This is a genomic window from Parabacteroides sp. (assembly GCF_977054455.1).
This window is the reverse complement of the sequence record NZ_CDRTCT010000003.1, coordinates 82,764-105,661: the sequence shown is the minus strand read 5'-3', so window position 1 is coordinate 105,661 and position 22,898 is coordinate 82,764. Positions and strand designations below refer to the sequence as shown.

Annotated in this window: 19 protein-coding genes; 6 read left to right on the top strand and 13 right to left on the bottom strand. The window is 47.7% G+C overall.

All coding sequences use genetic code 11. The annotated features are described in order from the left end of the window. Window positions 1–7: 7 nt before the first annotated feature. From ACW6QF_RS02240 to ACW6QF_RS02230, 3 genes are read right to left on the bottom strand one after another with little or no spacing between them, the layout of a single operon-like run. Window positions 8–1,561: a tetratricopeptide repeat protein gene (locus ACW6QF_RS02240; RefSeq protein ID WP_456086661.1), complete on the bottom strand. Its 1,554-nt coding sequence runs from the start codon at window positions 1,559–1,561 to the stop codon at window positions 8–10. Between the two features lie 33 nt (window positions 1,562–1,594). Continuing rightward, a complete protein-coding gene (locus tag ACW6QF_RS02235; protein ID WP_456086660.1) occupies window positions 1,595–3,331 on the bottom strand; it encodes a TonB family protein in 1,737 nt (578 codons plus the stop codon). Between the two features lie 20 nt (window positions 3,332–3,351). Continuing rightward, window positions 3,352–3,714 carry a BlaI/MecI/CopY family transcriptional regulator gene (locus tag ACW6QF_RS02230; RefSeq protein WP_005633254.1) on the bottom strand — a complete coding sequence of 121 codons (363 nt, stop codon included), beginning with the start codon at window positions 3,712–3,714 and terminating at the stop codon, window positions 3,352–3,354. 618 nt (window positions 3,715–4,332) lie between these two features. On the opposite strand from ACW6QF_RS02230, the gene ACW6QF_RS02225 reads away from it, so the two are divergent. Next, the gene (locus ACW6QF_RS02225) at window positions 4,333–5,241 is read left to right on the top strand and encodes a HEPN domain-containing protein (protein ID WP_456086659.1); all 909 of its coding nucleotides are present in this window, start codon (window positions 4,333–4,335) and stop codon (window positions 5,239–5,241) included. Between the two features lie 61 nt (window positions 5,242–5,302). Then, window positions 5,303–6,193 (top strand): glycerophosphodiester phosphodiesterase family protein, encoded by an 891-nt coding sequence (locus ACW6QF_RS02220; protein ID WP_456086710.1) that lies wholly within the window; start codon window positions 5,303–5,305, stop codon window positions 6,191–6,193. 249 nt (window positions 6,194–6,442) lie between these two features. Here ACW6QF_RS02220 and dprA read toward each other — a convergent pair whose 3' ends face one another. The 7 genes from dprA to ACW6QF_RS02185 all read right to left on the bottom strand — a co-directional run bounded on the left by dprA (window position 6,443) and on the right by ACW6QF_RS02185 (window position 14,165). Then, on the bottom strand, window positions 6,443–7,564 hold the full coding sequence (gene dprA, locus ACW6QF_RS02215; RefSeq protein WP_298548558.1) for a DNA-processing protein DprA: 1,122 nt from the start codon (window positions 7,562–7,564) through the stop codon (window positions 6,443–6,445). Further along, the gene (locus ACW6QF_RS02210; RefSeq protein ID WP_298548662.1) at window positions 7,561–7,968 is read right to left on the bottom strand and encodes an acyl-CoA thioesterase; all 408 of its coding nucleotides are present in this window, start codon (window positions 7,966–7,968) and stop codon (window positions 7,561–7,563) included. Before ACW6QF_RS02210 ends, dprA begins: the two co-directional genes overlap by 4 nt. Continuing rightward, window positions 7,968–9,239, bottom strand: a complete 1,272-nt coding sequence (locus tag ACW6QF_RS02205; RefSeq protein ID WP_456086658.1) for a peptidase U32 family protein — start codon at window positions 9,237–9,239, stop codon at window positions 7,968–7,970. The genes ACW6QF_RS02210 and ACW6QF_RS02205 overlap by 1 nt, the downstream gene beginning before the upstream one ends. A 136-nt stretch (window positions 9,240–9,375) precedes the next feature. Continuing rightward, a complete protein-coding gene (locus ACW6QF_RS02200; RefSeq protein ID WP_456086657.1) occupies window positions 9,376–10,572 on the bottom strand; it encodes a 6-bladed beta-propeller in 1,197 nt (398 codons plus the stop codon). A 67-nt stretch (window positions 10,573–10,639) separates the two neighbouring features. Next, on the bottom strand, window positions 10,640–11,875 hold the full coding sequence (locus ACW6QF_RS02195) for a tetratricopeptide repeat protein (RefSeq protein WP_456086656.1): 1,236 nt from the start codon (window positions 11,873–11,875) through the stop codon (window positions 10,640–10,642). 148 nt (window positions 11,876–12,023) lie between these two features. Next, entirely contained in the window at window positions 12,024–13,796 is a 1,773-nt protein-coding gene (locus ACW6QF_RS02190) for a M56 family metallopeptidase (protein ID WP_456086655.1), read from the bottom strand. A 12-nt stretch (window positions 13,797–13,808) separates the two neighbouring features. Beyond that, the gene (locus ACW6QF_RS02185) at window positions 13,809–14,165 is read right to left on the bottom strand and encodes a BlaI/MecI/CopY family transcriptional regulator (RefSeq protein ID WP_298548569.1); all 357 of its coding nucleotides are present in this window, start codon (window positions 14,163–14,165) and stop codon (window positions 13,809–13,811) included. A gap of 159 nt (window positions 14,166–14,324) precedes the next feature. On the opposite strand from ACW6QF_RS02185, the gene dusB reads away from it, so the two are divergent. Beyond that, window positions 14,325–15,356, top strand: coding sequence for a tRNA dihydrouridine synthase DusB (dusB, locus tag ACW6QF_RS02180; protein ID WP_456086654.1), 1,032 nt, complete (start codon window positions 14,325–14,327; stop codon window positions 15,354–15,356). Window positions 15,357–15,673: 317 nt separating this feature from the next. Here dusB and ACW6QF_RS02175 read toward each other — a convergent pair whose 3' ends face one another. The 3 genes from ACW6QF_RS02175 to ACW6QF_RS02165 are packed head-to-tail and all read right to left on the bottom strand — an operon-like array spanning window position 15,674 to window position 19,153. Further along, window positions 15,674–16,429, bottom strand: a complete 756-nt coding sequence (locus ACW6QF_RS02175) for a succinate dehydrogenase/fumarate reductase iron-sulfur subunit (RefSeq protein ID WP_298548573.1) — start codon at window positions 16,427–16,429, stop codon at window positions 15,674–15,676. A gap of 27 nt (window positions 16,430–16,456) precedes the next feature. Continuing rightward, a complete protein-coding gene (locus ACW6QF_RS02170; RefSeq protein WP_298548574.1) occupies window positions 16,457–18,400 on the bottom strand; it encodes a fumarate reductase/succinate dehydrogenase flavoprotein subunit in 1,944 nt (647 codons plus the stop codon). A gap of 33 nt (window positions 18,401–18,433) precedes the next feature. Further along, window positions 18,434–19,153, bottom strand: coding sequence for a succinate dehydrogenase/fumarate reductase cytochrome b subunit (locus ACW6QF_RS02165; protein WP_298548577.1), 720 nt, complete (start codon window positions 19,151–19,153; stop codon window positions 18,434–18,436). A 305-nt stretch (window positions 19,154–19,458) separates the two neighbouring features. On the opposite strand from ACW6QF_RS02165, the gene ACW6QF_RS02160 reads away from it, so the two are divergent. Genes ACW6QF_RS02160 through ACW6QF_RS02150 form a run of 3 tightly spaced genes read left to right on the top strand, consistent with a single transcriptional unit; the run spans window position 19,459 to window position 22,462 of the window. Beyond that, window positions 19,459–20,475: a sensor histidine kinase gene (locus ACW6QF_RS02160; protein ID WP_456086653.1), complete on the top strand. Its 1,017-nt coding sequence runs from the start codon at window positions 19,459–19,461 to the stop codon at window positions 20,473–20,475. A gap of 19 nt (window positions 20,476–20,494) precedes the next feature. Then, a complete protein-coding gene (locus ACW6QF_RS02155) occupies window positions 20,495–21,487 on the top strand; it encodes a sensor histidine kinase (RefSeq protein WP_456086652.1) in 993 nt (330 codons plus the stop codon). A 21-nt stretch (window positions 21,488–21,508) separates the two neighbouring features. After that, a complete protein-coding gene (locus tag ACW6QF_RS02150; RefSeq protein ID WP_456086651.1) occupies window positions 21,509–22,462 on the top strand; it encodes a DUF6807 domain-containing protein in 954 nt (317 codons plus the stop codon). Window positions 22,463–22,898: the final 436 nt, after the last annotated feature.

Genomic DNA, 22,898 nt, shown 5'->3' with positions numbered 1-22,898 from the left:
ACTCTGCCTATTCCAAGCCGGCGTCTTTCAGCATTTTCCGCGCTTTCTCTTCTTCTTCCTTACTCAGGGCGAGCGTGTCGAGTTTAGCACCGCTTTTACGCAAATCCTTTTCTCTTTTCTGCACTTTGAGCATTTGTTCCTGCATCTTCTTGCGCCTCAGAAGTTCCTCTTCCGGCATCTGCGGCAGTTGGGCGACCAATGCACGCAGATCGGCGACAGCCAGCTTCGTTTTCTTCCCGTCAGGAGCCAACATCGTCACCTCGTCGGCATTCCGGAAAAAGGCATCTTCGCAAACCGCCTCCAGGAAAGGACGGTAATTGTACAAGTACTTTTGCGACTTATCCGTCTTCATATAGGCCATCAGGTAAGTATATTTGCTGAAAAGAGTCTTTTGCAATTCCTTCTCATCCCGGAACAGTCCCGGATCGACATCCCAATAATGCCTGCTGATCTCATACAGGAAATTCAACTGATCCGGGTCTTTCTTCCAAGCGGCATAATACAGCTTTTCCGCTTCAGGCCAACGCCCGTCCCGTTTCAACGCGTCTCCCCGGAAGGTCGTCAGCAGATTAACGAGGAACTTCTTCGGTTGCATGTTCGTTTCCGCCAGGTCGAAAAGTTCGTAAGCCCGTTTGCGGTCGTATGTTTTTCCCAAGGAAGCGCCATACAGCATAGCTGTTTCCACATCCGTCGAATCTATTTCATAAGCTTTCTCCAACAGCTCGACCCCATCGAGCGCATGGCCGGACATATAGCGGGCCGCACCAGCATATTTAAGATTCAAGAAAGAAGAATCGCCGTCGGCCAACAGATCGGTATAGACCGAATCAGCCTGCTTATAATCTTTCGTCATATAAAGAGCCATCCCTTTGCTCTGCCGTATCTGGCTGTTATCCGGATTATAGAACAAGGCGGTATCGCACACCTGCAACGCCCCTTTCCCGTCTCCCATCCGGAGCAACACATTTATCAGAGAAGAAGCCACACGCACATTTTCCGGGTTCAGCTCCAAGGCACGGGCATACAAAGAGAGGGCGATCATCGTATTAGGCCCGGTCCCCTTTTTGATATGGCAGTCAGCCAGACCGGTCAGGATAGAAGGATTCTCCCCTTCAATGGAAGCGAGTATATGATAGTGTTCCGTCGCTTTACCGAAATCTCCTAACTGATAATAAAGGCGTGCCAGCTGGTAGTTGGCATAGAAATTCATGCTGTCGGCCTCCAGCACTTTATGATAGCAACGTTTAGCTTCGGCTATTCTTCCGAAATTGATCGCATTCCGGGCAACGGCATTCAACGCATCCACATTGTTCGTATCCATTTTCAGGCAATGGGAAAAGCACCGATAAGCATCTTTATAGCGCAGCAGCCCTTCATAGGCCTGTCCGATTGCCGACATCGTGGCGTAATCGGCCGAGTCGGAAGGGGTAAGGCTGTCCGCACGTGCCATCACTTCCTGGAATTGTTTTTTGTTGACCAATTCCTGGAGTGTTAAACTCTGCGCCTGTCCCCAAAGGGACAGTACGCAAAGAAACAGTAATAGAGAAAACTTACATTTCATAATGGTATCGTATTTTATGACCTATCCGGTCAATTACTGCAAATGGAAAGTAACCGGAACCGTATATTTTACGGCTACAGCCATATTATTTTGTACGCCGGGTTTCCACTTCGGCATTTCCCCGATCACCCGGACAGCCTCTTTATCCAGCGAAGGATCGATTCCACGGAGCACTTTGATATCCTTCAAACTTCCATCCGTATCGACAACGAAAGAGCAAGAGACACGCCCTTGTATTCCATTCTCCTGGGCGATAGTCGGATATTTTATCCGTGTTGCCAGGAATTTCAACAACGAAGCCTGGCCACCCGGAAACTCCGGCATCTGCTGCACGACCGTAAAGACACGGCCGGACGTATCGGTTCCTTTGACCTGGTTCTGCCCGACACGCGAAGAGGTCTTTTTGTCGCCACCGGAAAGCCTGAAAGTTACCGGTACCGTATATTTGACATTAACCGCTTCGCCTCTCTGTTTCCCCGGTGACCATACCGGCATGGAGTTTATCACGCGCAACGCTTCCTCATCCAGAGCCGGACTTACCCCGCGGATCACTTCCGCCTCCGAGATAGCTCCGTCTTTACCGACAACGAAAGAACAACTGACCCGTCCTTCTATGCCGTCCTTCAGAGCCGATTCCGGATATTTGACATTCGTTTTCAGGAATTTCAGCAAAGCGCCCTGCCCGCCCGGAAATTCCGGCATCACCTCTACAACCGTAAAGATCTGGTTACGGGCACGCTTGACAGCCTCCGCCCCTTCCTCGGATAGGACATACTCTTCACGCTTTTTACCCGGAGCGACATGACTGGCCACCGGAAATGGCTGGATGGCGTCAGGCAGCAGGACATCGGCAAACGTACTTTCCGTCAACTCGTCCGTGATCCGGGCCAATGCATCGACATTGCTCAGGATCAGCAAAGCCCCCACAACCGGTATAAAAATCAGGTATTTCGTCCGCCCGATACTCCGGGAACGTTTCTTATTCATCATGCTGATCCGGTTTTTCAGATGCAGCATATTAAAGCTATTGGATAAAGAGGTCACCGATTTAGGGGTATGTGCCAACCCCAAAAGGTGGTACTGGTAGCTACGGCTGTCATAGCCCGACTCAAGCACCGTATCGTCCGCCAGATATTCCAGGTTATGACGCACCTCTCTTTTCAACAGCCAGACAAACGGATTCGCCCAGCAGATGATGCAAACCAGTTCGCAGATAATCACGTCGATCGAATGCCACTGGTTGACATGCGTGCACTCGTGTGTCAGAATCTCATCGATCTCCTTCTCGGAATGGCTGTCGGGATGCAGGAATACCAACCGGAAAAAGGAAAAAGGGCCGGCCGGCCTATTTAATAGATGTACACGTACGTTACGGATCAAAGTCACTTCCGACCGCCGTGCCAGCAACAATATGCTGCTCAACTGCACTAAAAAACGGAGCAACAGGGCGATAACCCCGCCCCAATAAAGACAAGAAACACCGGAAAGCAACAGATCATGCCAGTTGGTTTCGGGGACATCGCCAGATGTTATCGTCGTTTCGGGCAAAATAGCCGAATACATTTGTATGACTTCCACCATCGGCTCCTGCTCCCGGATCCAATCCTGAATATTCATCAACGGATAAAGCAATGACACTCCGAAGAATGCCAGCAAGATGGTGCGGCGCAGTTTGAAGAAGGTGTCCTTGTAAAAGAACAGCCGGTAGAAGGCATAAAGGAGTATAAAAGCTACATTCACCTTCAAGAAGTAGGCAAATTCCGGTGTCATGGCAGTATGTATTTAACGGTTTATTCTCGTCCTTTCTCGATCATGTCGATAATCTCTTTCAACTCGTCGGTCGAAATCTTCTGTTCCTTGGCAAAGAAGGAGACCATTTCCTTGTAAGAGTTCTCGAAATAGTTGTTCACCACACTTCCCATAAACGTCCGTTTATATTCTTCCTGTGGGATCAGCGGCCTGTATTCGTAAGTATTCCCGTAACGTTTCGCTTTCACGTATTTCTTACGTTCCAGATTCTTCACAATAGAAGCGAGTGTCGTATAAGGAGGCTTAGGCTCTTCATACTTCGCCAGGATGTCTTTGATAAAACACGGCTCGATCTGCCAGATCCAACGCATCACATCCTCTTCCTGTCTTGTTAATCTTTCCATTTTCTATATTATTTTTACGATCGTATCGCAAAGCTACGAATCTATCGTAAATATGCAAGAGATAATGCGTTAATTTGTATTAACGAGCCGATACCGGAATCCATTTCCTGCAACTCCGCCAGCAAAAGGGATGATTATATAATCGTAACCGGAAATGAAAGAATAGTATGGCAGTAAAATAGTTTCATATGCAACAAGGGGATATTTTCGGAAGCACGAGGGGAATATTTTCCCGGTAACGAAGAGGCAGAGGGAACGTTAAAATTAGCAGTTTTTGCACGTAATCTGTATAGTTTCATAATAGCTAACATTTTTTGGCAAAATAGCCGCGAGGGCTTAACATATATTGTCCGAAAAAGGCTTGACAAACGGTCTTGACGCATGTATCTTTGCATTGTGGTTTTTTCATAATAGTATTAGATTTAAGGTTAACAAAGTTGGTTAGGGGTTGTCGTGATGACAATCCTTAATTTTTTTATATACCTGCCTCTTCTCGTCCGCTCCTTGTTTCCGACCCTATTTTGGCTTACCCGATATTTCATGAGGATAACTTGTTATCTAAATAGATGGATTTCGTTTTAAATATGATTACATTTGTTGCGCATAGATAAACGAAGCATGAAAACATCCATCAACTACCTTCCCGAAGAAAAGCGGGATGACCTCAGAAGAATCGTAAAGTGCGTACTGGAAGTACTTCCTGAGTGCGAGATGATCATTCTCTACGGAAGTTATGCCCGTAACACATATGTTGACTACGACCAGCGCATCGAATATGGCGTACGTACCTGTTTTATGAGTGATTATGATATTTTGGTCGTGACCGCTACCCGTTTTCCACGCTATAACATCAATTATATACTGAACAAGGCTTTAGATAATTATTATAAAGGAATGAACCGGAACGAATCGACGACCGTCCAGTTTATTGATGAAAGCATCGAGGACCTGAACAAAGCCCTCCTTAAAAACCGGTATTTCTATGCGGATATCAAGCGCGAAGGCGTCATGCTTTATAACAGCGGGCGTCATAAATTGGCCCGTCGCCGTAAACAGAACTTTCAGGAGATAAAAGAGTTGGCAGAGGAGTATTACACGGAAAAGTTTGAACGTGCAAATAGCTTCTTGCAATCAACCAAACTTATCTATGAAAAAATGTGTGATTATAAACTCTGTTCTTTTAATTTGCATCAAGCCTGTGAGAATTTCTATAATAGTATCATTCTGACTTTCACGCTATATAGCCCGAAAGAGCACAGCCTGATAAAATTGTCAGCCAGAGCCAAAACGCATTCCCTTGAATCATCCCAAGCCTTTCCCAGGGATACGGAAGAAGAAAAACGCCTTTTTGATTTGTTGCAGGAGGCGTATATCCAAGCTCGCTACAATAAACTCTTCCGTGTCACCAAAGAAGATATCGAAGCGCTTATCCCCAAAGTAGAACTGCTCCGGGATATCGCGAAGCAAAGCTGTGAGGAGAGAATCAAGGCCTATGCGGAAAGAAGGGTACAGGCTGATCCGAAATAGCCGCACTCATGCCCGGCCGTGTAATCGATAAAGAATCCATGTAAATACGAACATCATGAAAATGCTATCTTTTTTTCTTGTACTCCTTTTAGGAGCCTTTATGCCGGCCGGTAACCTTTCGGCTTCGGGCAATGTACAAAATCCTCATTATATTCCGGTGAAGAACAGCAGGGATCTTCATGCCTATTTCCGGTATGCTCCCGACCGCCCGATTGTGATCAGCGGGCATCGTGGCGGAATGCTGGACGGCTATCCGGAGAACTGCATCGAATCATTCGAGAAGACTCTGTCCTATATGGAATCGTTTTTCGAGATAGATCCGCGTTTGACAAAAGACGGGGTGATCGTGTTGATGCACGACGAAACCATCGACCGGACAACCACCGGAAAAGGAAAAGTTTCGGATTACACCTATGCAGAGCTGCAACAATTCAATCTGGTAGACCGGAACGGCAACGTGACTGCTTTCAAGATTCCGACCTTGAAAGAATGCCTGGAATGGAGCAAGGGCAAAACAATCCTGAATCTGGATATCAAGGATGTCCCCTTGGAGGTCATGGCTGATTTCATCGAAAAGGAAAAGCCTGCCAACGTCATGTACACGGTGCATAACGCCGCTCAAGCCCGCTATTATCTCGACCGTGAACCGGATGCGATGTTTTCCTGCTGGTGTAAGAACCGGGAAGAATTCGATAAGTATGAGAAAGCCGGCATTCCCTGGGGACAAATGATGGCTTATGTCGGCCCGAAGATGAAGCCCGAACAGCAACCGTTGTATGACGCCCTGCACCGGAATGGAGTCATGTGCATGATTTCCGTTGCTCCGACACACGACCGCGCGAAAACGGAAACTGAGAAAATCGCCGGTTATCAGTCGGAGATCGGCACTCGTCCCGATGTGATCGAAACGGACTATCCGTACCTGTTCCAGGGCCTCGATTTAACAAAATAGCGCTGTTTAAAAGACTCTTTAGGGCTGATTAAAATCTTTTTGCTATTAGCACCCGTCCGGTTAACAAGTATTAGCGGTAAAATGCTTGACAAATGCTCTTGACGGGCGTATCTTTGCAATGTGGTTTTTTCATAATAGTATTAGATTTAAGGTTAACAAAGTTGGTTAGGGGTTGTCGTGAGACAGCCTTTAATTGTTTATAAGGGTTTCGTTTCTTCTCTCACACACAAACCGTATATGAAAAGGCGGTCAGGACAGTTTATAGAGATTTCCCGGCAACGCTTTTATCTTCCCGTTTATTTCCAGTTCGAACAATAGCGTCGAAAGTTGATGTACCGGCATTTCCAATGCCAGGGCAAGCTCGTTGATATGGATCTCATTCCGCGTTCGCATGATGGCCAAAACCGGATTTTGCTCCGGGGCGGGAACATTCGTATCCGTATCGGAGAAAAACAGTTCCGTTTGTACGGGAGCAGCCGTTGCCTGGACATCCCAACAAAGGGCGGAGAGCAGATCGTCGGCAGAAGTGATCAAGCCGGCTTTGTTTTGCCGGATAAGATTGTTACAGCCTTTGGAATGAGTGTCGCCGACACGTCCCGGAAAGCTGTAGACATCCCGCCCATAAGAGAAGGCAATATCGGCAGTCACCAGAGAACCTCCTTTCTCGGCCGATTCGACCACGATCGTACAGTCCGACATTCCGGCGACAATCCGGTTACGTCGGAGGAAATTAGGGCGGTCCGGTTCCGTCCCGCTGGGAAAGTCGGTCAACAACCCGCCCGATTCCAACATCTCGACAGCCGTATTCCGATGGCTGGAAGGATAGATCCGGTCCAGGCCGTGCGCCAGCACGGCAACGGTCGGCAACCGGTTACGCAAGGCGCTTCGATGGGCACAGATATCGATACCGTAAGCCAGTCCGCTGACAACCAGCAGATCCGGGATCGCCATTGCCAAGTCTTTTATAAGAGATTCGGTAAGTTCCCGCCCGTATTCAGTCGCGTTGCGGGTACCTACGACACTGATGATACGGGTTGCATCGAGATCCGCCTCTCCCTTGAAATAGAAAAGAACAGGAGCGTCCGGGCATTCCCGGAGGCGTGCCGGATAATCCGTATCGGTCAGGAAATAGCAGGAGATGTGGTTTTTCTCGATAAAAGCCAATTCTTTTTCCGCCTGTAAGAGGATTTCCGGCCGCTTGATTCCGGCAGCGATATTGCAGCCGATACCTGGGACCCTGCTTAATAACTGTTGCTTTTCAGCAAACACGGCCTCTGCATCTCCCAAAGTCTGCAGGAGATGACGCGCCAGGATATCTCCCACGCCGTTTATCATAGTAAGGCCGATTTGGTAAATCCGTTTGTCTGTCATGTATGTTCTATTCTTTTTAGCATTTCGTCGAAATATTCGCCGCGTGTCAGCTTTCCGTTCTCAACGATAACCGACTCGACAATCCCTTTCGTTGCCAGCGCATTGTCGGAAGCCCTGTAAATGTCCTGTTCGAATACGAGCTTGACACCTTTTTTATAAACGTTGAGGCAGGAGATATAGCTGTCGCCGCTCTTGAGGGAAGTCTTATACTGGATTTCCACCCGCGAGACAAATCCGTCCACCCCTTTCTCGTGCATCTTTCCGAAATTCTCGCCGAGCGCTTCCAGGAATTCATGACGGGTATGCTCCATATAATGCTGGTAGTTGGAGTTGTTGACCACTCCCTGCAGGTCGCATTCGTAATCGCGGACCTTATCTGTCAGTTTAAAAATATACGCTTTCATCATTCAAATACTTTTTCAAGTTGAACCTTTTCCATTTTATACAACCGGTCGGACGGACGGACTTTCTCGTTCACCTTGAAGGAGAATCGTTCGCCTTTGACAGTCTCGGCCACCGGCTTCAAGTCTACACGGATTTCTTCTATCGTCTGCATGACCGCACCCGTTGTCGGCCCTGTAATTAGGATCTCATCGCCCGTTTTCAGGCTGCCGGACTCCATTTCGAACTCGGCCACGCCGATCTTATCGAAATATTTGATTCCTTTGGCGACATACACTTTCTTCTTAGTCGCGCCTGAACCATATTTGCTGCTCCATTCGCCCAACCGTTGCCCCAGGTAATAACCGTCCCAGAACCCCCGATTGAACACGCTGCCGAGGCGTTCGTCCCAAGCGGCAACCTTCTCTTCGTCGAAAGTACCGTTGCAGTAAGCACGCACGGCCTCCTTATAGCATTCGGTCACCAGACGGACATATTCGGGGCCGCGGGCACGCCCTTCGATCTTGAATACCCGTACGCCTGCATCCATCATCTTATTCATGAAATGGATCGTCTTCAGGTCTTTGGGCGACATGATGTACTGGTTTTCGATATCCAGTTCGATATTGCTGTCTTTGTCTTTTACCGAATAAGCGCGGCGGCAGATCTGCATGCAGGCTCCGCGGTTGGCGGAAGCGTTCATCTCGTGCAGGCTCAGGTAACATTTGCCGGAAACAGCCATACAGAGGGCTCCGTGGGCGAACATTTCGATGCGGATCAGTTCTCCTTTCGGCCCTTTGATCTGTTCATCGACGATCTGCCGGTAGATTTCATGCACCTGTTTCAGGTTCAGTTCGCGTGCCAAGACGACGACATCGGCAAAACGGGCATAGAATTTCAGCGCTTCCGCATTGGAGATGTTGAGCTGTGTGGAGAGATGCACTTCCTGCCCGATGCTGTTGGCATAGCTCATGGCCGCCACATCGGCCGCAATGATCGCCGAAACCTCCGCCTCCTTCGCCGCGTCGATAATCTCGCGCATCAGAGGCAAGTCTTCCCCGTAAATAACCGTATTGACGGTCAAGTAGCTTTTAATACCGTGCTCACGACAGATCGCAACGATCTTGCGCAAGTCGTCTGTCGTAAAGTTATTGGAAGAGCGCGAACGCATATTCAACCCTTCGATACCGAAATAGATAGAATCGGCTCCTCCCTGGATAGCCGCCATCAGTGATTCGTACGAACCGACAGGCGCCATTATTTCAAAATCTTTCTCGTTCAAGTTCTTATACATTTACTGGTTCGTTCGCAAAGGTAAACATTATATCCGAAAAGAAAGGCATAGGTATCCGTTTCCGCTCTCATACTTATGAAACTAAAATTCCATAAGTATGGGATTCGGAGTGGATGCTTATGCTTGTTTATCCGGATCAGCGCATATGATAAATCGTGACGAGCGGATTCGAATCTTCCGTTACCTGCTGCAAAACCGGGTGCTTCTTCAGGCCGGGATATTTCTCTTTGAGATATTCGATTTCTGCGGCTGTATTAAACTGCACCATTTGTTTTTTGCTGGGATAAGACAGGTAAGGCCAGACAGGTAGACCGTTGTCTTTCGTATTCCGGATGCCTATTCCTGCCAGTGTCCAGTTGTTTTTGAATAATTCCTGCGCATTGAGCGGAGAAGTTTCACGCTTCAACTCACCGGTTTCCTTATCCAAACCGTATAGATAGAATTGGGACTGGTCGGAACCTTTGAAACACTTGACGAAATAATGCCGGGGTGTCTCGAAGAAACTGAAGACGCTATATTTCCCGTCTACCGCCTCGTTTCCGGTCTCGGAAGAGCGCGTTTCTTTCTCCTCCTCGGCAGAATAGCCCGTGTTGATCAGGAAAGCCGGAGCGATACTTCTGGCATTCACATTCCAGACCGTGTCTATCCCGTCCGAATAGCAAAGCACTCCGTCCATGCTGCCGCTGTAGATCCAACCTTTCAGGCTCGTTTCTTCCAAAGGCATCAGGTCCGTATTACCGATCGTATGCCTGAATGCGACCGTATCTCCCGTAGCCCAGTTGAACACTCCGAGACTGAACATGCCCGGTGTATTCATAGGAACATACATCCTACCCAATTCAGCCATCGTATTCGGCCCGACCGAAAATTGGTAAGAGTAAGGACGGGGATTCTCTATTTTTTTGATAAATTCTCCATCAAAAGAGTAGAAAGAGGTGGAAAAGTATTCACTGACACAGAAAAGGCGGTTCTCTTCGTCTACAGTCAACGAAATGATCTGTCCCGTCTCTCCCGGCCCATTTCCCGTCTTGGCTATGCAGCGAAGGAACTTTCCTTTCCGGTCGAACTGCAGGACACCGTCCTGACGGGTGGAATAGACGAAGATGTATTCGTCGGAAACGCATAAGTCCAACACATCTGCGATCAACGATTCATCCGTCAGCTCCAACGGGACATATTCGATGGAATCAATTTCGTCTGCAATCCCTAACTGGCCGGAAGCAAAACTTGTCGCTGTCAGATCGATCCGAGGTAATTCTCCGGTGGATGGATTCGATCCGCATCCGGTAAAAGTGGCAACGGCTGTCATAAGCCCGAACAACATCTTTTTCATACGCTTTTTTTCAGACAAAAGTAGAAGATACGGCTACTTTTCCGGTTTCACATCCGTTCACATCTGCTTAAAAATCACGAATAAAGGAGTCACATAGTTCAGGAGTACCCTTTTCGCCTGTGATTTTCTGATATAGGCGTACGCGGCGCATCGAAATAGCCTGGTTGGTGCAGCAGAGAAGCATGGCGGCGGTCGAAGGAGGGACTTCCATTTTGATCAGGCAGCACATCCGCCATTCCTGTTCGCTCAACTTCGGAACTTCTTTCTTCAGCCGTTCCCGAAATTCCGGATAGGCCCGGTTGAACGCCTGCAATAATTCTTCCCAGTCTTTGGAAGCCGGTTTCCATTCCTCTTTGCTGTGGAAACGCAGGTAGATTTCCGAAGAACGGAAGTCCGCCTCGGACAGAGAAACGACAGCTTTCTTCTGCCGGTAACGGGAATATCCCCAGATTCCGGTGCTACAGGAGATAAGCAGAGTGATCCAGACATATACCTGTCCTTCGTGCGTCTTCCGGGTATCGGACAAACGCCTCTCCCATTCTTTGTGCTCCGAAGTCCAAAGGAGTCGGGTGATTTGCTTTTGTTCTCTTTCCTGTCGCAGTTCAGATAAGTGGTGAAGGTAGCTTTTGTGGTAAAAATCAGCCTGCAAACTGTCTCCACGGCTTTGAGCGATGCGTGACAGGGCGGCATACAAATGCGGGTGGGAAGGCGGCACCCGGTTTAAGTTCTTTTCGGCTTCCTCCCATTTCCCCAAAGAGAGCTGCAAATCGGCCAATGCCAAACATACCTCCGCTCTCTCTTTCGAGCCAATCGCTTGTTCCAGCTCCGCTTTTAATAAAGATTCTGCTTCTTTGTCTCTTCCAGTCTGCCGCAGGATCATCGCCTGTTTTATCCGGCAACCGGCCATTTCGTAATAGTGAAAGGCACTGTCTGCCTGTCCGGACAAGGTGTAAACATCCCCTATTTCCCGATAAAGCTCCAGCCGCAACGAGTCAGCGGCAGGGCTTTTGATATAGCTTAATGCTTTCTGCCCGTTTTCCAGCGCTTTCCGCTTCAATGATTGCTTCCGGTAAATTTTCCCCATTTCCAGATAGGCAACGGAAAGGGCAACGCTGTCTTTTTCCTTCCCCGCCTGCCTGATTGCCAGCCGATAAGTCTCCAACGCCGGCTGAAACTGCAACCTCTCTCCATAAAAAGCCGCCTGCCGGAGAAGTTCACCGGTGGTCGCAACTTCTTTCTGCCCGGAAGAAGAGCAAGCCGTAAAAAAGCAAACGAGAAAAAGTAGCTCTATTTTATGTATCATCCGAATCCTTCTTTTGAAGGAGTAAAGATACTAACATTCTGTAATAGACAATCCCTTCCGTGAAAAGGTTATTCCTCCCCGTCCACGCTCCCGCAATGGGTTTTGCAAACGGAGAGGATGATAAATATAGACTCTATGCCACTGCCCCTTAGTCGACGTATTGCAATATTTCGTACTGAACAGGATAATCGATCTTTTTCTTCAGCTCTTGCTTAACAGTTTCCACCAGATCTTTAGGAGCCCTTTTGTTGATCCTGACGCTTACCTTCACAATATTATCCCTGTAAATCTTGTCTATGCGTTGTCCGAGATTAGGCCCCGGTTTGGCATGGCGATCATATAAAACGAACTGCCGGTCCGGCTGTCCGTCCCGATAACTGAAAATAACCTGTCCCGCAGGAGGTGGTGGCGGAGGAGGTGGAGCTGCAGCATCCCCGATCTTAAAGACATTCATATTGATTTCACCGGTCACCCCTTTTTTCTCCAACAGTCCTTTGAGTTTTTCCATCTCTTGCCTGGATACTTTGGAGTTCTCAGGTTGAAAAATCAGAGGAACCGACTTGGATATCCGATCCAGTCGAGGATCATTCTGGTTCGCACTGAACTTGCTTACACTGAGTCCCATGACGATCTTTTTATTCTGAATCAAATAAACTACATCATCATATTTGCGATGAGGCTTGGCAACATCATCCATGATCGTGTTCGGAACAGTCTTATCGATCTTGCATTGAATCCCTCTTTCTTCCAAAACCGCTTTTACCTTCTCCAGATAAGAAGCCGGGACATCCTCAAAAGCCGGATTAATTGCCACTTCCTGGGCGTTCTTGAATTGCCCTTCCGCTACTCGCGTTCTGATCCTGTCCAGATTTTTACATACTATACTGTTCAGATCCTCCGAACCCGATTCTTTGTAGGTAAGGAAAACTACATGATCTTGTTGCATAGTTTCCTGATTTGCCGTACTTTTGTTAGCCGATAGACGAATGTCTCCGATCGCTGCCGACGGCGGACTTGCCTCCGGACGGGCGAACGCACTTAAGGCCGCAAGGCCTACCGGGACCAGGAGCGCAAGCTTCAACCGGGCCCAATTGTTCGATTTCTTTTTTAACATCATAGTAATACGTTTTTTAATTTTACTGTGATTGAAGCTGTTGGCAAGAGTGTAGAGGCTGGAGCCGACAGCTTTTTTCACGAGCAATAGTTGATATTTTGTTGCATCGATGCCTTGATTGAGTACGCCTTTATCCGCCTGGTATTCGTGTATATCCCGTAATTCCCTTTTCAACAGCCATACGGCGGGATTAAACCATTGCAACAGAAGGATCGTTTCCATATAAACCAGATCGACCGAATGGTTATGACGAAGGTGCATTTTCTCGTGTGTGAGGATTTCGTCCGGATGATTCCGGTAATCGTCTTCCGAAAGGAAAATATAACGCCCCCAACTGAAAGGGGACACAGAACCGGAAAGCAGGATCAACGTGTACTTCCCCTGCTTCAATTTCCTGCCACTCCCCGCCAGTTGATACATTTTCCTGAATGACAGGGATGTTGTGGCCAAACATATACAACAGCCTGTAAAATAAGCAATCCCGATGATCCCAGTCCAGGGGACGGAAGTCTTTTCCTGCTCCGTCACACCCGTAATCATTTCTTCCTTTTCCGGAACCGGAAGCACCATCGCCTCTTCTTCTTCATGGAAAACCATCTCCAGCTGACTGACCGGACGGCTAAGAGGAAGAGGCCGGGACGTTTTGATCCGGCAGAGTGGCAGGAGCATGCAAATCCCTGTTCCCGCCAGCAGCATCCAGCGGTTGAAGCGGAAAAACGTGTCATTGCTGAACAACGCCTTGAAACAGACGTAGAATACAGCCAGACAAATGCCGGATTTTAATATGTATAGCAGAAAGGATTCCATAAACGTTGGCTTTTATTTGTTTTTGATCTGCCGGATCAGCTCCTGCAACTCGTCGATCGTGAGCGCCTCTTCTTCTATCAACGTCGAAACGACACGGGTGTACGAGTTGTCATAATATTTGCCGATCACCTGTTTCAGAAAATTTCGCCGGTAATCGTCTTCCGATACCCGTGCATAATATTGGTGCGTATTGCCATACACCTTGTATCCGATATATCCTTTTTCTTCCAGCGAGCGGACAATCGTGGACAAGGTGTTATAATGCGGCTTGGGTTCTTCCTGCAAGTCGAGCAATTCGCGAACGAACAAAGGACCTTTTGCCCAAAAGTAGCCCAATATCTCTTCTTCTTTTGATGTTAATCTGACCATAATCCGTTTTTTATTAGAGGAATGCACAAATATAACTATATTATTTAGTAATACAACTATATCATATAGTTATTTTACTATATTTTTTAGTAGACACTCTTTTATCCCTGTTTTTAGCAGGAAATCAATACCTTTGTACCCGTTATTGATGATATAAACATGAAAATAGGTACAATAGATTTAGGCGAACGCCCCGTCTTCCTGGCCCCGATGGAAGATGTTACAGATATTTCTTTCCGGTTGATGTGTAAACATTTCGGTGCCGACATGGTGTATACCGAATTCGTTTCGGCAGACGCCCTGATCCGTAGCGTAAATAAAACACAGCAAAAACTGAACGTGGCGAACGAAGAACGTCCTGTCGCCATCCAGATATATGGCCGCGATGTCCCGACCATGGTCGAGGCCGCAAAGATTTGCGAAGCCGCCCATCCGGACATACTCGATATCAATTTCGGTTGTCCGGTCAAACGGGTGGCAGGCAAAGGTGCCGGTGCCGGCATGCTGCGCAATATTCCATTGATGCTGGACATTACCCGCGAAGTCGTAAAAGCGGTGAACCTCCCTGTCACCGTAAAGACCCGTCTGGGTTGGGATGCCGACAACCGGATTATCGTGGAATTGGCCGAACAGTTGCAGGATTGCGGCATTGCCGCCCTTTCCATCCACGGACGTACCCGGGCGCAGATGTACACAGGAGAAGCAGACTGGACACTGATCGGCGAGGTAAAAAAGAACCCCCGCATGCAGATCCCGATCATCGGCAATGGTGATGTAACCTCCGCCGAAATCTGTAAACAACGTTTCGAACAATATGGCGTAGATGCCGTTATGATCGGTCGCGGCAGTATAGGCCGTCCCTGGATTTTCAAGGAAGTAAAACATTACCTGAATAGGGGCGAGCTATTGCCTGCCGAATCCTTCTCCTGGTATTTGGACATACTGAAAAGGCAGGTAGAACAAAGCGTGGAACGTTTGGATGAGCGCCGGGGAATCCTCCACATCCGCCGTCATTTGGCTGCAACCCCGTTGTTTAAGGGCATTGCCGACTTCAAGCAGACACGTGTCGCCATGCTGCGTGCGGAAACAGTGGAAGCGTTGTTCGACATCCTGGATTCCATCCCCGGAAAATTTCATACAGAAAGTGGATTTCAAAGCGACTCTCAAGTGACAAAATCGATAGATTTTTGATATAATAACAATGTGAATCCGCACACAGTATCAAATTTAAAACAAAAAGTGGCAAATTTGCAATAAAATGCAACAAAAACTCTTGCATATTCAATAAATATACTTTATATTTGCAGTGAGTTTTTTTCATAGTATTTTAGATCTAAGGTTAACAAAGTCTTTGCAGAGGGGGAATCGAGAGACTGTTTCACTGGAAAGCAACAAAAAAGCCGCATCCGTTTATTATAGGGAGTGCGGCTTTTTTGTGGACTTGAACAGGCATAAAAAAGCCCGTTGCCGATGGCAACGGGCTTTTCCATATACATATATATAATGTATTAGTCTTGCAACTTAGCAGAGATGAACTCGCGGTTCAAGCGGGCGATGTTGCTAACAGAGATGTTCTTCGGACATTCCATTTCACAAGCGCGGGTGTTGGTACAGTTGCCAAAGCCCAGTTCATCCATTTTAGCCACCATAGCTTTTGCACGGCGTGTAGCCTCTACTTTGCCCTGCGGCAACAAAGCCAGCTGGCTCACCTTTGCAGAAACGAACAGCATGGCTGAACCGTTCTTACAAGCAGCAGCACAAGCACCGCAACCGATACAAGCAGCAGCATCCATAGCCAGATCGGCATCCGCCTTAGGAATAGCGATTGCATTAGCATCAGGAACACCACCGGTATTTACGGAGACGAAACCGCCTGCCTGGATGATCTTATCGTAAGCATAACGGTCAACCATCAAGTCGCGGATAACCGGGAAACCGGCAGAACGCCACGGTTCGATCGTAATCGTTTCGCCATCGTGGAAACGACGCATATAAAGCTGGCAGGTAGTGGCACCTGTAGCCGGTCCGTGAGGATGTCCGTTTACATAAAGTGAACACATACCGCAGATACCTTCACGGCAGTCATGATCGAATACGATCGGTTCCTTACCTTCGTTGACCAACTGCTCATTCAGAATATCCAACATTTCCAGGAAAGAAACACTCTGATTGATGTTCTTCATTTGGTAGGTCTCGAATTGCCCTTTTTCTTTCGGACCTTTCTGACGCCAAACTTTAAGTGTTACATTTATATCTTTATCCATGATTCTAATTTTTGTGATTGATGATTATTACTTCTTGTAGTTACGTGTTTGAGGAACAACGAACTGATAGTTCAAATCTTCCTTCAGCATAACCGGATCCTTGTCTTCGCCCTGATATTCCCAACAAGACACGTACATGAACTTGTCGTCGTGACGCAAAGCCTCTCCTTCTTCCGTCTGGTGCTCTGTGCGGAAATGTCCTCCACAAGACTCCGCACGGTCCAAAGCATCGTGCGCCATCAGCGTACCGATCTCGATAAAGTCGGCCAGACGCAGAGCTTTGTCCAATTCCGTGTTCAGGGTTTCTGCCTCTCCCGGAATAAACACATTGCTCCAGAACTCTTTCTTCAAGTCTTTCAACATCTGGATCGCTTCTTCCAATCCCTTGGCGTCACGTGCCATACCTACATGTTCCCACATGATACGGCCCAATTTGCGGTGGATGGAATCGACCGTTTCTTTACCTTTGACATTCATCAATTTCTGGATACGAGCCTTAATCGCCTTTTCCGCCTCGATAAATTCAGGAAGATCGGTACTGAAACGCGGAACCTGGATCTGGTCGGACAGATAGTTCTGGATCGTATAAGGCAATACGAAGTAACCGTCGGCCAATCCTTGCATCAAAGCGGAAGCACCCAGACGGTTCGCCCCGTGGTCGGAGAAGTTTGCTTCACCGATAGCAAACAGACCCGGAATAGAAGTCATCAATTCATAGTCTACCCACAGACCACCCATCGAGTAGTGCAGAGCCGGATAGATCATCATCGGAGTTTCGTACGGATCATCATTCGTGATCTCTTCGTACATATCGAACAAGTTACCATATTTCTGTTTTACGACTTCCTTACCCAAACGATTAATGGCATCGGAGAAATCCAGGAATACAGCCAAGCCTGTGCTGTTTACACCGAAACCGGCGTCGCAACGTTCTTTGGCGGCACGTGAAGCCACGTCACGCGGAACCAGGTTACCGAATGCCGGATAACGGCGTTCCAGATAGTAGTCGCGGTCTGCTTCGGGAATATCCTTCCCTTTCTTAGTTCCTGCCTGCAAAGCCTTCGCATCTTCCAGCTTCTTCGGGACCCAGATGCGACCGTCGTTACGCAGAGACTCGGACATCAGCGTCAATTTAGACTGGAAATCACCTTTCACCGGCACGCAAGTCGGGTGGATCTGTACCATACAGGGGTTAGCGAAGTAAGCGCCTTTCTTATAGCATTGCCATGCAGCAGAGCCGTTGGAAGCCATCGCGTTGGTAGACAGGAAGAAAGTATTGACATAACCACCTGTTGCAACCACTACGGCATGGGCGGAGAAACGCTCGATCTGGCCGGTGATCAAGTTGCGGGCAATGATACCGCGAGCACGGCCATCCACCTTAACAACATCCAGCATTTCGTGGCGAGTGTACATCTTCACCTTGTTCAAACCGATCTGACGGCTCAACGCGGAGTAAGCGCCCAGCAACAACTGCTGTCCGGTCTGGCCGCGGGCATAGAACGTACGCGATACCTGAGCGCCACCGAATGAACGGTTGTCCAGCAGACCGCCGTATTCGCGTGCGAAAGGTACGCCCTGTGCCACGCACTGGTCGATGATATTGTTGGAGACTTCTGCCAAACGATAAACGTTAGCTTCGCGGGCACGATAGTCACCACCTTTGATTGTATCGTAGAACAGACGGTAGACGGAGTCGCCATCATTCTGATAGTTCTTTGCGGCATTGATACCACCCTGCGCAGCGATAGAGTGTGCGCGACGGGGAGAGTCCTGAATACAGAAGTTCAGCACGTTGAATCCCATTTCAGCCAGAGAAGCCGCAGCAGAAGCTCCAGCCAGACCCGTACCTACTACAATCACGTCCAAACGACGTTTGTTTGCGGGGTTCACCAATTTCTGATGATCTTTATAATTTTTCCACTTCTCAGCCAACGGGCCCTGAGGGATTTTAGAATCTATTTGAGTCATAATGATTTATTTTCAATAATGTTACACCTTAAATTAATGGCCTGCACAAACAGCAGCACAATCGCCTCCTACACCGTTCACGTAGAAAACAACAGTAATGATAGCAAACAGTACGCAGATGACAGTCGCTACAATCTTAGAGATGCAAATCCAACGGTTCATCCAGATCGTGTTATTCCATCCGATTGTCTGAATAGCGCTCCAGAAACCGTGAGTCAGGTGAAACCACAAGGCTGCATACCAGATCAGGTAAAGAACAGTAATCAAAATGTTTCCCTGGAAATAGTAGTTGATAAATGCCGCGCCATCCTGTGGAGATACCGTAGCAGCGCCTAAAGCGACCTCATGATGGCCCAATAATTCGGCGAACATCATCTTATACCAGAACTGGCTGAAGTGTAGTACCATGAACAGGAGAATGATAATCCCCAGTACCAGCATGTTCTGAGATGCCCATTCCACTCCTTTCGGACGAACGTTAACTGCATAACGGTCGTTTCCGCGAGCCTTACGGTTCTGAAGTGTCAGAATAAGAGCGTACACGAAGTGAATCACAATGCCTGCAGCCAAAACCAAAGTGGCAGCGACGGCATACCAGTTTGCTCCCAACAATGAACAAATCATGTTATAGGCCTCTCCAGAGAAAGCAGCCGCCACATTCATTGACAAGTGGAACAATAAGAACAGAACAAGAAAGAGACCTGATATACTCATTATCAGCTTCTTCCCGATAGAAGAATTAAGTAACCACATAAGATAATAATTTAAGTTATTTAATTGTATTTAGAAATTTCTTCCAATCTATGGTTATTATCGTGCAAAGGTATGCTAAATCCCCATATAACGCAAACGATTAAAGAAATATTTCGCCAATCGCGATACGGCTTTACGGCATGTTTTTTATTTCCATTAAAATTGAAGGCTTATCGGATTATTTACTTGTTTTTCCAATTCTTTTATTACATTTGTAAATTGATTAGGATAGGCAACTATTTGATCAGAATCTGCAACTTGCGTGATAGGGTAAAAGTAAGGTTGATGATTACTTAAAGGAGTGAATGAGTACTATTGTTAAATATGCAATCTCCTTGTTATTATTGTTCTACACAACAAGTATGGCTTGGGGGCAGGTAGAGGGCGCGGTGGAAACCATCCATCCTTTACCTCACGATACCGTATGCCCGGCTGCCGGCGACACATGCTTTGCCGAACCCTCCGGACTGTTCCGCCCGGCCTACGACATGGACCGCCTGGAGGCGGAAAGCGAAAAACGGATCTTCATTATACGTATCCAGATCGTTCTGGTATTGGCTCTGTCCATTACCGTCCTCCTGTTGTTCTATTATCTGTTCCGCTTTTACCGGATAAAGCAGGAACTGGCTGTTGCAGCAAAGAAAGCTTGCCGGGCCGATAAGAAAACATCCGGTTTCCTGCAGAACATGAGCCACGAAGTACAGGTGTTCCTGCAGGAGATATCCGGCCTGTCAGATGCTCTGATCCTGGAATCCGACCCCGGCAAGAAACAGGAATACGCCACCGAAATCTGTTCGCGTAACGAGCGGGCGCAACGTGTCATATTCGATATCCTGGATGTCTCCAAAATCGAGTCCGACAGAATGCAGTTCCAATATGAAAAAATCAGCTTGAACGGATTGGTCGAAGAGGTTTGCAGCAGCATCCGGCAACAGATTCCGGACGATGTGGAAATCCTCTTGCTCCCTTGTGAAGACAGGCCGTTTACGACGGATCCGGTACGGTTGAACCAATCCTTGTCCAATCTGCTCCATTATGCTGCGACCCACACGGCCGGAGGGCGTATCCTTATCAAATACGAAAGCCTCGCGAATGAGGTCTGCTTTACGATATCCGGTGAAAACTGGACGATGACACAGGAGGAATATCAATTCCTGTTTGACCGCCTCGTCCAAACTTCCGGCAAATTGGAAGATATGAAACTCGATATGCTGATCAGCAGAGGTCTGCTTGTCAAGATGGGCGGTGCTTTGACTGTCTTTCCGGATCCGTCGGGAGGAACCCGTTTTGAATTCATATTGCGGGACCATCCATTAAATTAACCAATAAGCGAAGTCTGGAATGAAACGGTTACTGTCCTACATATTAATATCCCTGCTGATGTCGGTTTTTCCCGGATCCGGTTTACCGGCATACGGGGAAAGCCTGCAGGATCCTGTCCGGCAGGAGTCTTATACTGAAACAACCGGCAAGTTCGAAACCGGCAACGAAGCCGCCCTGATCCAGATGGAGAACGAACAGCTTACATCAAGATCCCGTGAACTGTATTTGATGATTTTGGGACTGGCCCTGTTTTGCATCTTCCTGTTTGTCCTGGTTCAAATAAACCGCCGTTTGAAAGAACAACTTGTCAAGGCAAAAGACAAAGCCGAACGTTCCGATCATTTGAAATCGGCTTTTCTGGCAAATATGAATCATGAAATCCGTACGCCCCTTAATGCGATTGCCGGTTTTTCGCAACTACTGGTAGAAGAGGAAAACCCGGAAACCTGCGAGCAATACATCCGGATCATTAAAGAAAACAACGAACTGCTTCTCAACTTGTTGAACGATGTGCTGGATATCTCCCGGATCGAATCGGATACGATTTCGTTTACATACTCGAAGGTCTTTCTCCCCGATATCGTGAACGGATTGTACGAAACGGCGAAATTGCAAATCCAGCCGTCCGTCGCATTGCAGAAAGGCCCGGTTCCCGATATTTCCATCTATACGGATCGCCATCGTTTGGTCCAGATTTTGTCGAATCTGCTGTCTAATGCTATCAAACATACGTCGAAGGGAGAAATACGGATCGGCTATAATTGGGATGGAACGGAAAAAATTCGTTTTTTTGTAGCCGATACGGGCAAAGGCATTCCGGAAGCGATGCAACAGAAGATATTCGCCCGTTTCGTGCAGGCTGTGGAAAGCCATTCCAAAGGCGTAGGGCTCGGACTTGCTTTATGCAAAGGTTTCGTAGACCATTTAGGAGGCCAAATCGGACTGGAATCGGTCGAAGGCAAAGGTTCCACTTTCTGGTTCACGCTGCCTTGCCGCATGCCGGATAACTGATTACTATTTAATTGTCATATTATGAAAACTGCTATTTTTTCTATCGGTGTTTTTTTGATTTCTCTGTTCTTAGGCTCTTGCCGGCCATCCGAAACATCCTGTTCCGTTGTCGATACAGGAAAAGCCCTGGACTATAAGATGGGGGATAAACTGCTGTTCTCTTACAACTATGCCACGGTTTACCCGGCTCCGGGCGTCGACTCGGTTTATAAACGCAGCGGTTTCATCCATCCCTTGAAGACGTTGAAAGGCGAAGTGATGACCAATTGTTCTCCCGCCGACCATTACCATCATTTCGGTTTGTGGTACGCCTGGACGAAAACCACGTTTGAAGGTCATGAGATCGACTTCTGGAATCTCCACAAAAAACAAGGAACGGTCCGCTTCCGCAACTTCGAACGCGTATCCGACAACGGTTTTGTTGCGACGCTGGACCATGTGGTCTACCCCGATTCTCCCGCAGAAAAGGTAGCGATGAACGAACGTCTGGAAATCAGCATCGGAACGACATCCTTACCGGGCTATTATATCGACTATCACACCACTGTCCGCCTCGCCGGTTTCAGCCCGATCACCATGGAGGTTTACCGCTATGGCGGTATATGTATCCGTACGCGCGAAGACTGGAACGACCAGACAGCCGAAATGCTCACTTCGGAAGGCCTTTCCCGCGACGAGGCTGACGGTTCGAGAGCCCGTTGGTGCTATTACCAGGGGAAAGCGGGAAACGAAAAAGCCTGTATCCTGATCGTTGCCGACCCTTCCAACCTGAACTATCCCGAACCTTTGCGCGTATGGGACAAGACCGTCAACGAGCCTGCCGGCGATGTCATGTGGAATTTCTCGCCGACCAAGCAGCAGGCGTTCACCTTGGAACCCGGCAAGGAACTGAGCCTGTCTTACCGGATTTATGTATTGGACAAAAAAATCAACGCCACTACGGCAGAAGTGCTGTCCGATTTCGAACGCGATTGAATTTCCCCCACCCCAGGCAACTTGTTTTTGTCACTTTATCTTCAAAATCATTGTCTAAGAGGGGGGGGCATTTTTCTTGTCTTATTGTCTGTTTTTCCAAAATACCCGTTGGTCCAAATCGAAATACTACCCCATAAAAATGAGATTTTCATCCCATATTTTTCGGTTTTCTATCGCGGGTAATATTTATTAATAATCTTACACATACTATAACACTGATTGCCAACAATATACAAAAAGCCCCTTTTAAGGGAGGTTATTGTCTGTTTTTTTGTTTAGAAGATAAGGAATTATGTCATCAACATCACCAAATTAAATGACAATAACCCCAGATTGGCCCGGATTCTATTTCGGGTAAAATTCCGGATCGTTTTGATTTGACTTTTTGCCGGCTTTTTACCGGAATTGGTAACGATTGAAAAAACGTCGTAGGCAG

Coding starts and splice junctions, on each gene's coding strand:
- ACW6QF_RS02160 (WP_456086653.1), top strand. CDS start 19,459: ATGAGTACTATTGTTAAATATGCAATCTCCTTGTTATTATTGTTCTAC.
- ACW6QF_RS02195 (WP_456086656.1), bottom strand. CDS start 11,875: ATGATACATAAAATAGAGCTACTTTTTCTCGTTTGCTTTTTTACGGCT.
- ACW6QF_RS02230 (WP_005633254.1), bottom strand. CDS start 3,714: ATGGAAAGATTAACAAGACAGGAAGAGGATGTGATGCGTTGGATCTGG.
- ACW6QF_RS02225 (WP_456086659.1), top strand. CDS start 4,333: ATGAAAACATCCATCAACTACCTTCCCGAAGAAAAGCGGGATGACCTC.
- ACW6QF_RS02175 (WP_298548573.1), bottom strand. CDS start 16,429: ATGGATAAAGATATAAATGTAACACTTAAAGTTTGGCGTCAGAAAGGT.
- ACW6QF_RS02190 (WP_456086655.1), bottom strand. CDS start 13,796: ATGGAATCCTTTCTGCTATACATATTAAAATCCGGCATTTGTCTGGCT.
- ACW6QF_RS02240 (WP_456086661.1), bottom strand. CDS start 1,561: ATGAAATGTAAGTTTTCTCTATTACTGTTTCTTTGCGTACTGTCCCTT.
- ACW6QF_RS02185 (WP_298548569.1), bottom strand. CDS start 14,165: ATGGTCAGATTAACATCAAAAGAAGAAGAGATATTGGGCTACTTTTGG.
- ACW6QF_RS02205 (WP_456086658.1), bottom strand. CDS start 9,239: ATGTATAAGAACTTGAACGAGAAAGATTTTGAAATAATGGCGCCTGTC.
- ACW6QF_RS02200 (WP_456086657.1), bottom strand. CDS start 10,572: ATGAAAAAGATGTTGTTCGGGCTTATGACAGCCGTTGCCACTTTTACC.
- ACW6QF_RS02155 (WP_456086652.1), top strand. CDS start 20,495: ATGAAACGGTTACTGTCCTACATATTAATATCCCTGCTGATGTCGGTT.
- dprA (WP_298548558.1), bottom strand. CDS start 7,564: ATGACAGACAAACGGATTTACCAAATCGGCCTTACTATGATAAACGGC.
- ACW6QF_RS02235 (WP_456086660.1), bottom strand. CDS start 3,331: ATGACACCGGAATTTGCCTACTTCTTGAAGGTGAATGTAGCTTTTATA.
- ACW6QF_RS02210 (WP_298548662.1), bottom strand. CDS start 7,968: ATGAAAGCGTATATTTTTAAACTGACAGATAAGGTCCGCGATTACGAA.
- ACW6QF_RS02220 (WP_456086710.1), top strand. CDS start 5,303: ATGCTATCTTTTTTTCTTGTACTCCTTTTAGGAGCCTTTATGCCGGCC.
- ACW6QF_RS02170 (WP_298548574.1), bottom strand. CDS start 18,400: ATGACTCAAATAGATTCTAAAATCCCTCAGGGCCCGTTGGCTGAGAAG.
- ACW6QF_RS02150 (WP_456086651.1), top strand. CDS start 21,509: ATGAAAACTGCTATTTTTTCTATCGGTGTTTTTTTGATTTCTCTGTTC.
- dusB (WP_456086654.1), top strand. CDS start 14,325: ATGAAAATAGGTACAATAGATTTAGGCGAACGCCCCGTCTTCCTGGCC.
- ACW6QF_RS02165 (WP_298548577.1), bottom strand. CDS start 19,153: ATGTGGTTACTTAATTCTTCTATCGGGAAGAAGCTGATAATGAGTATA.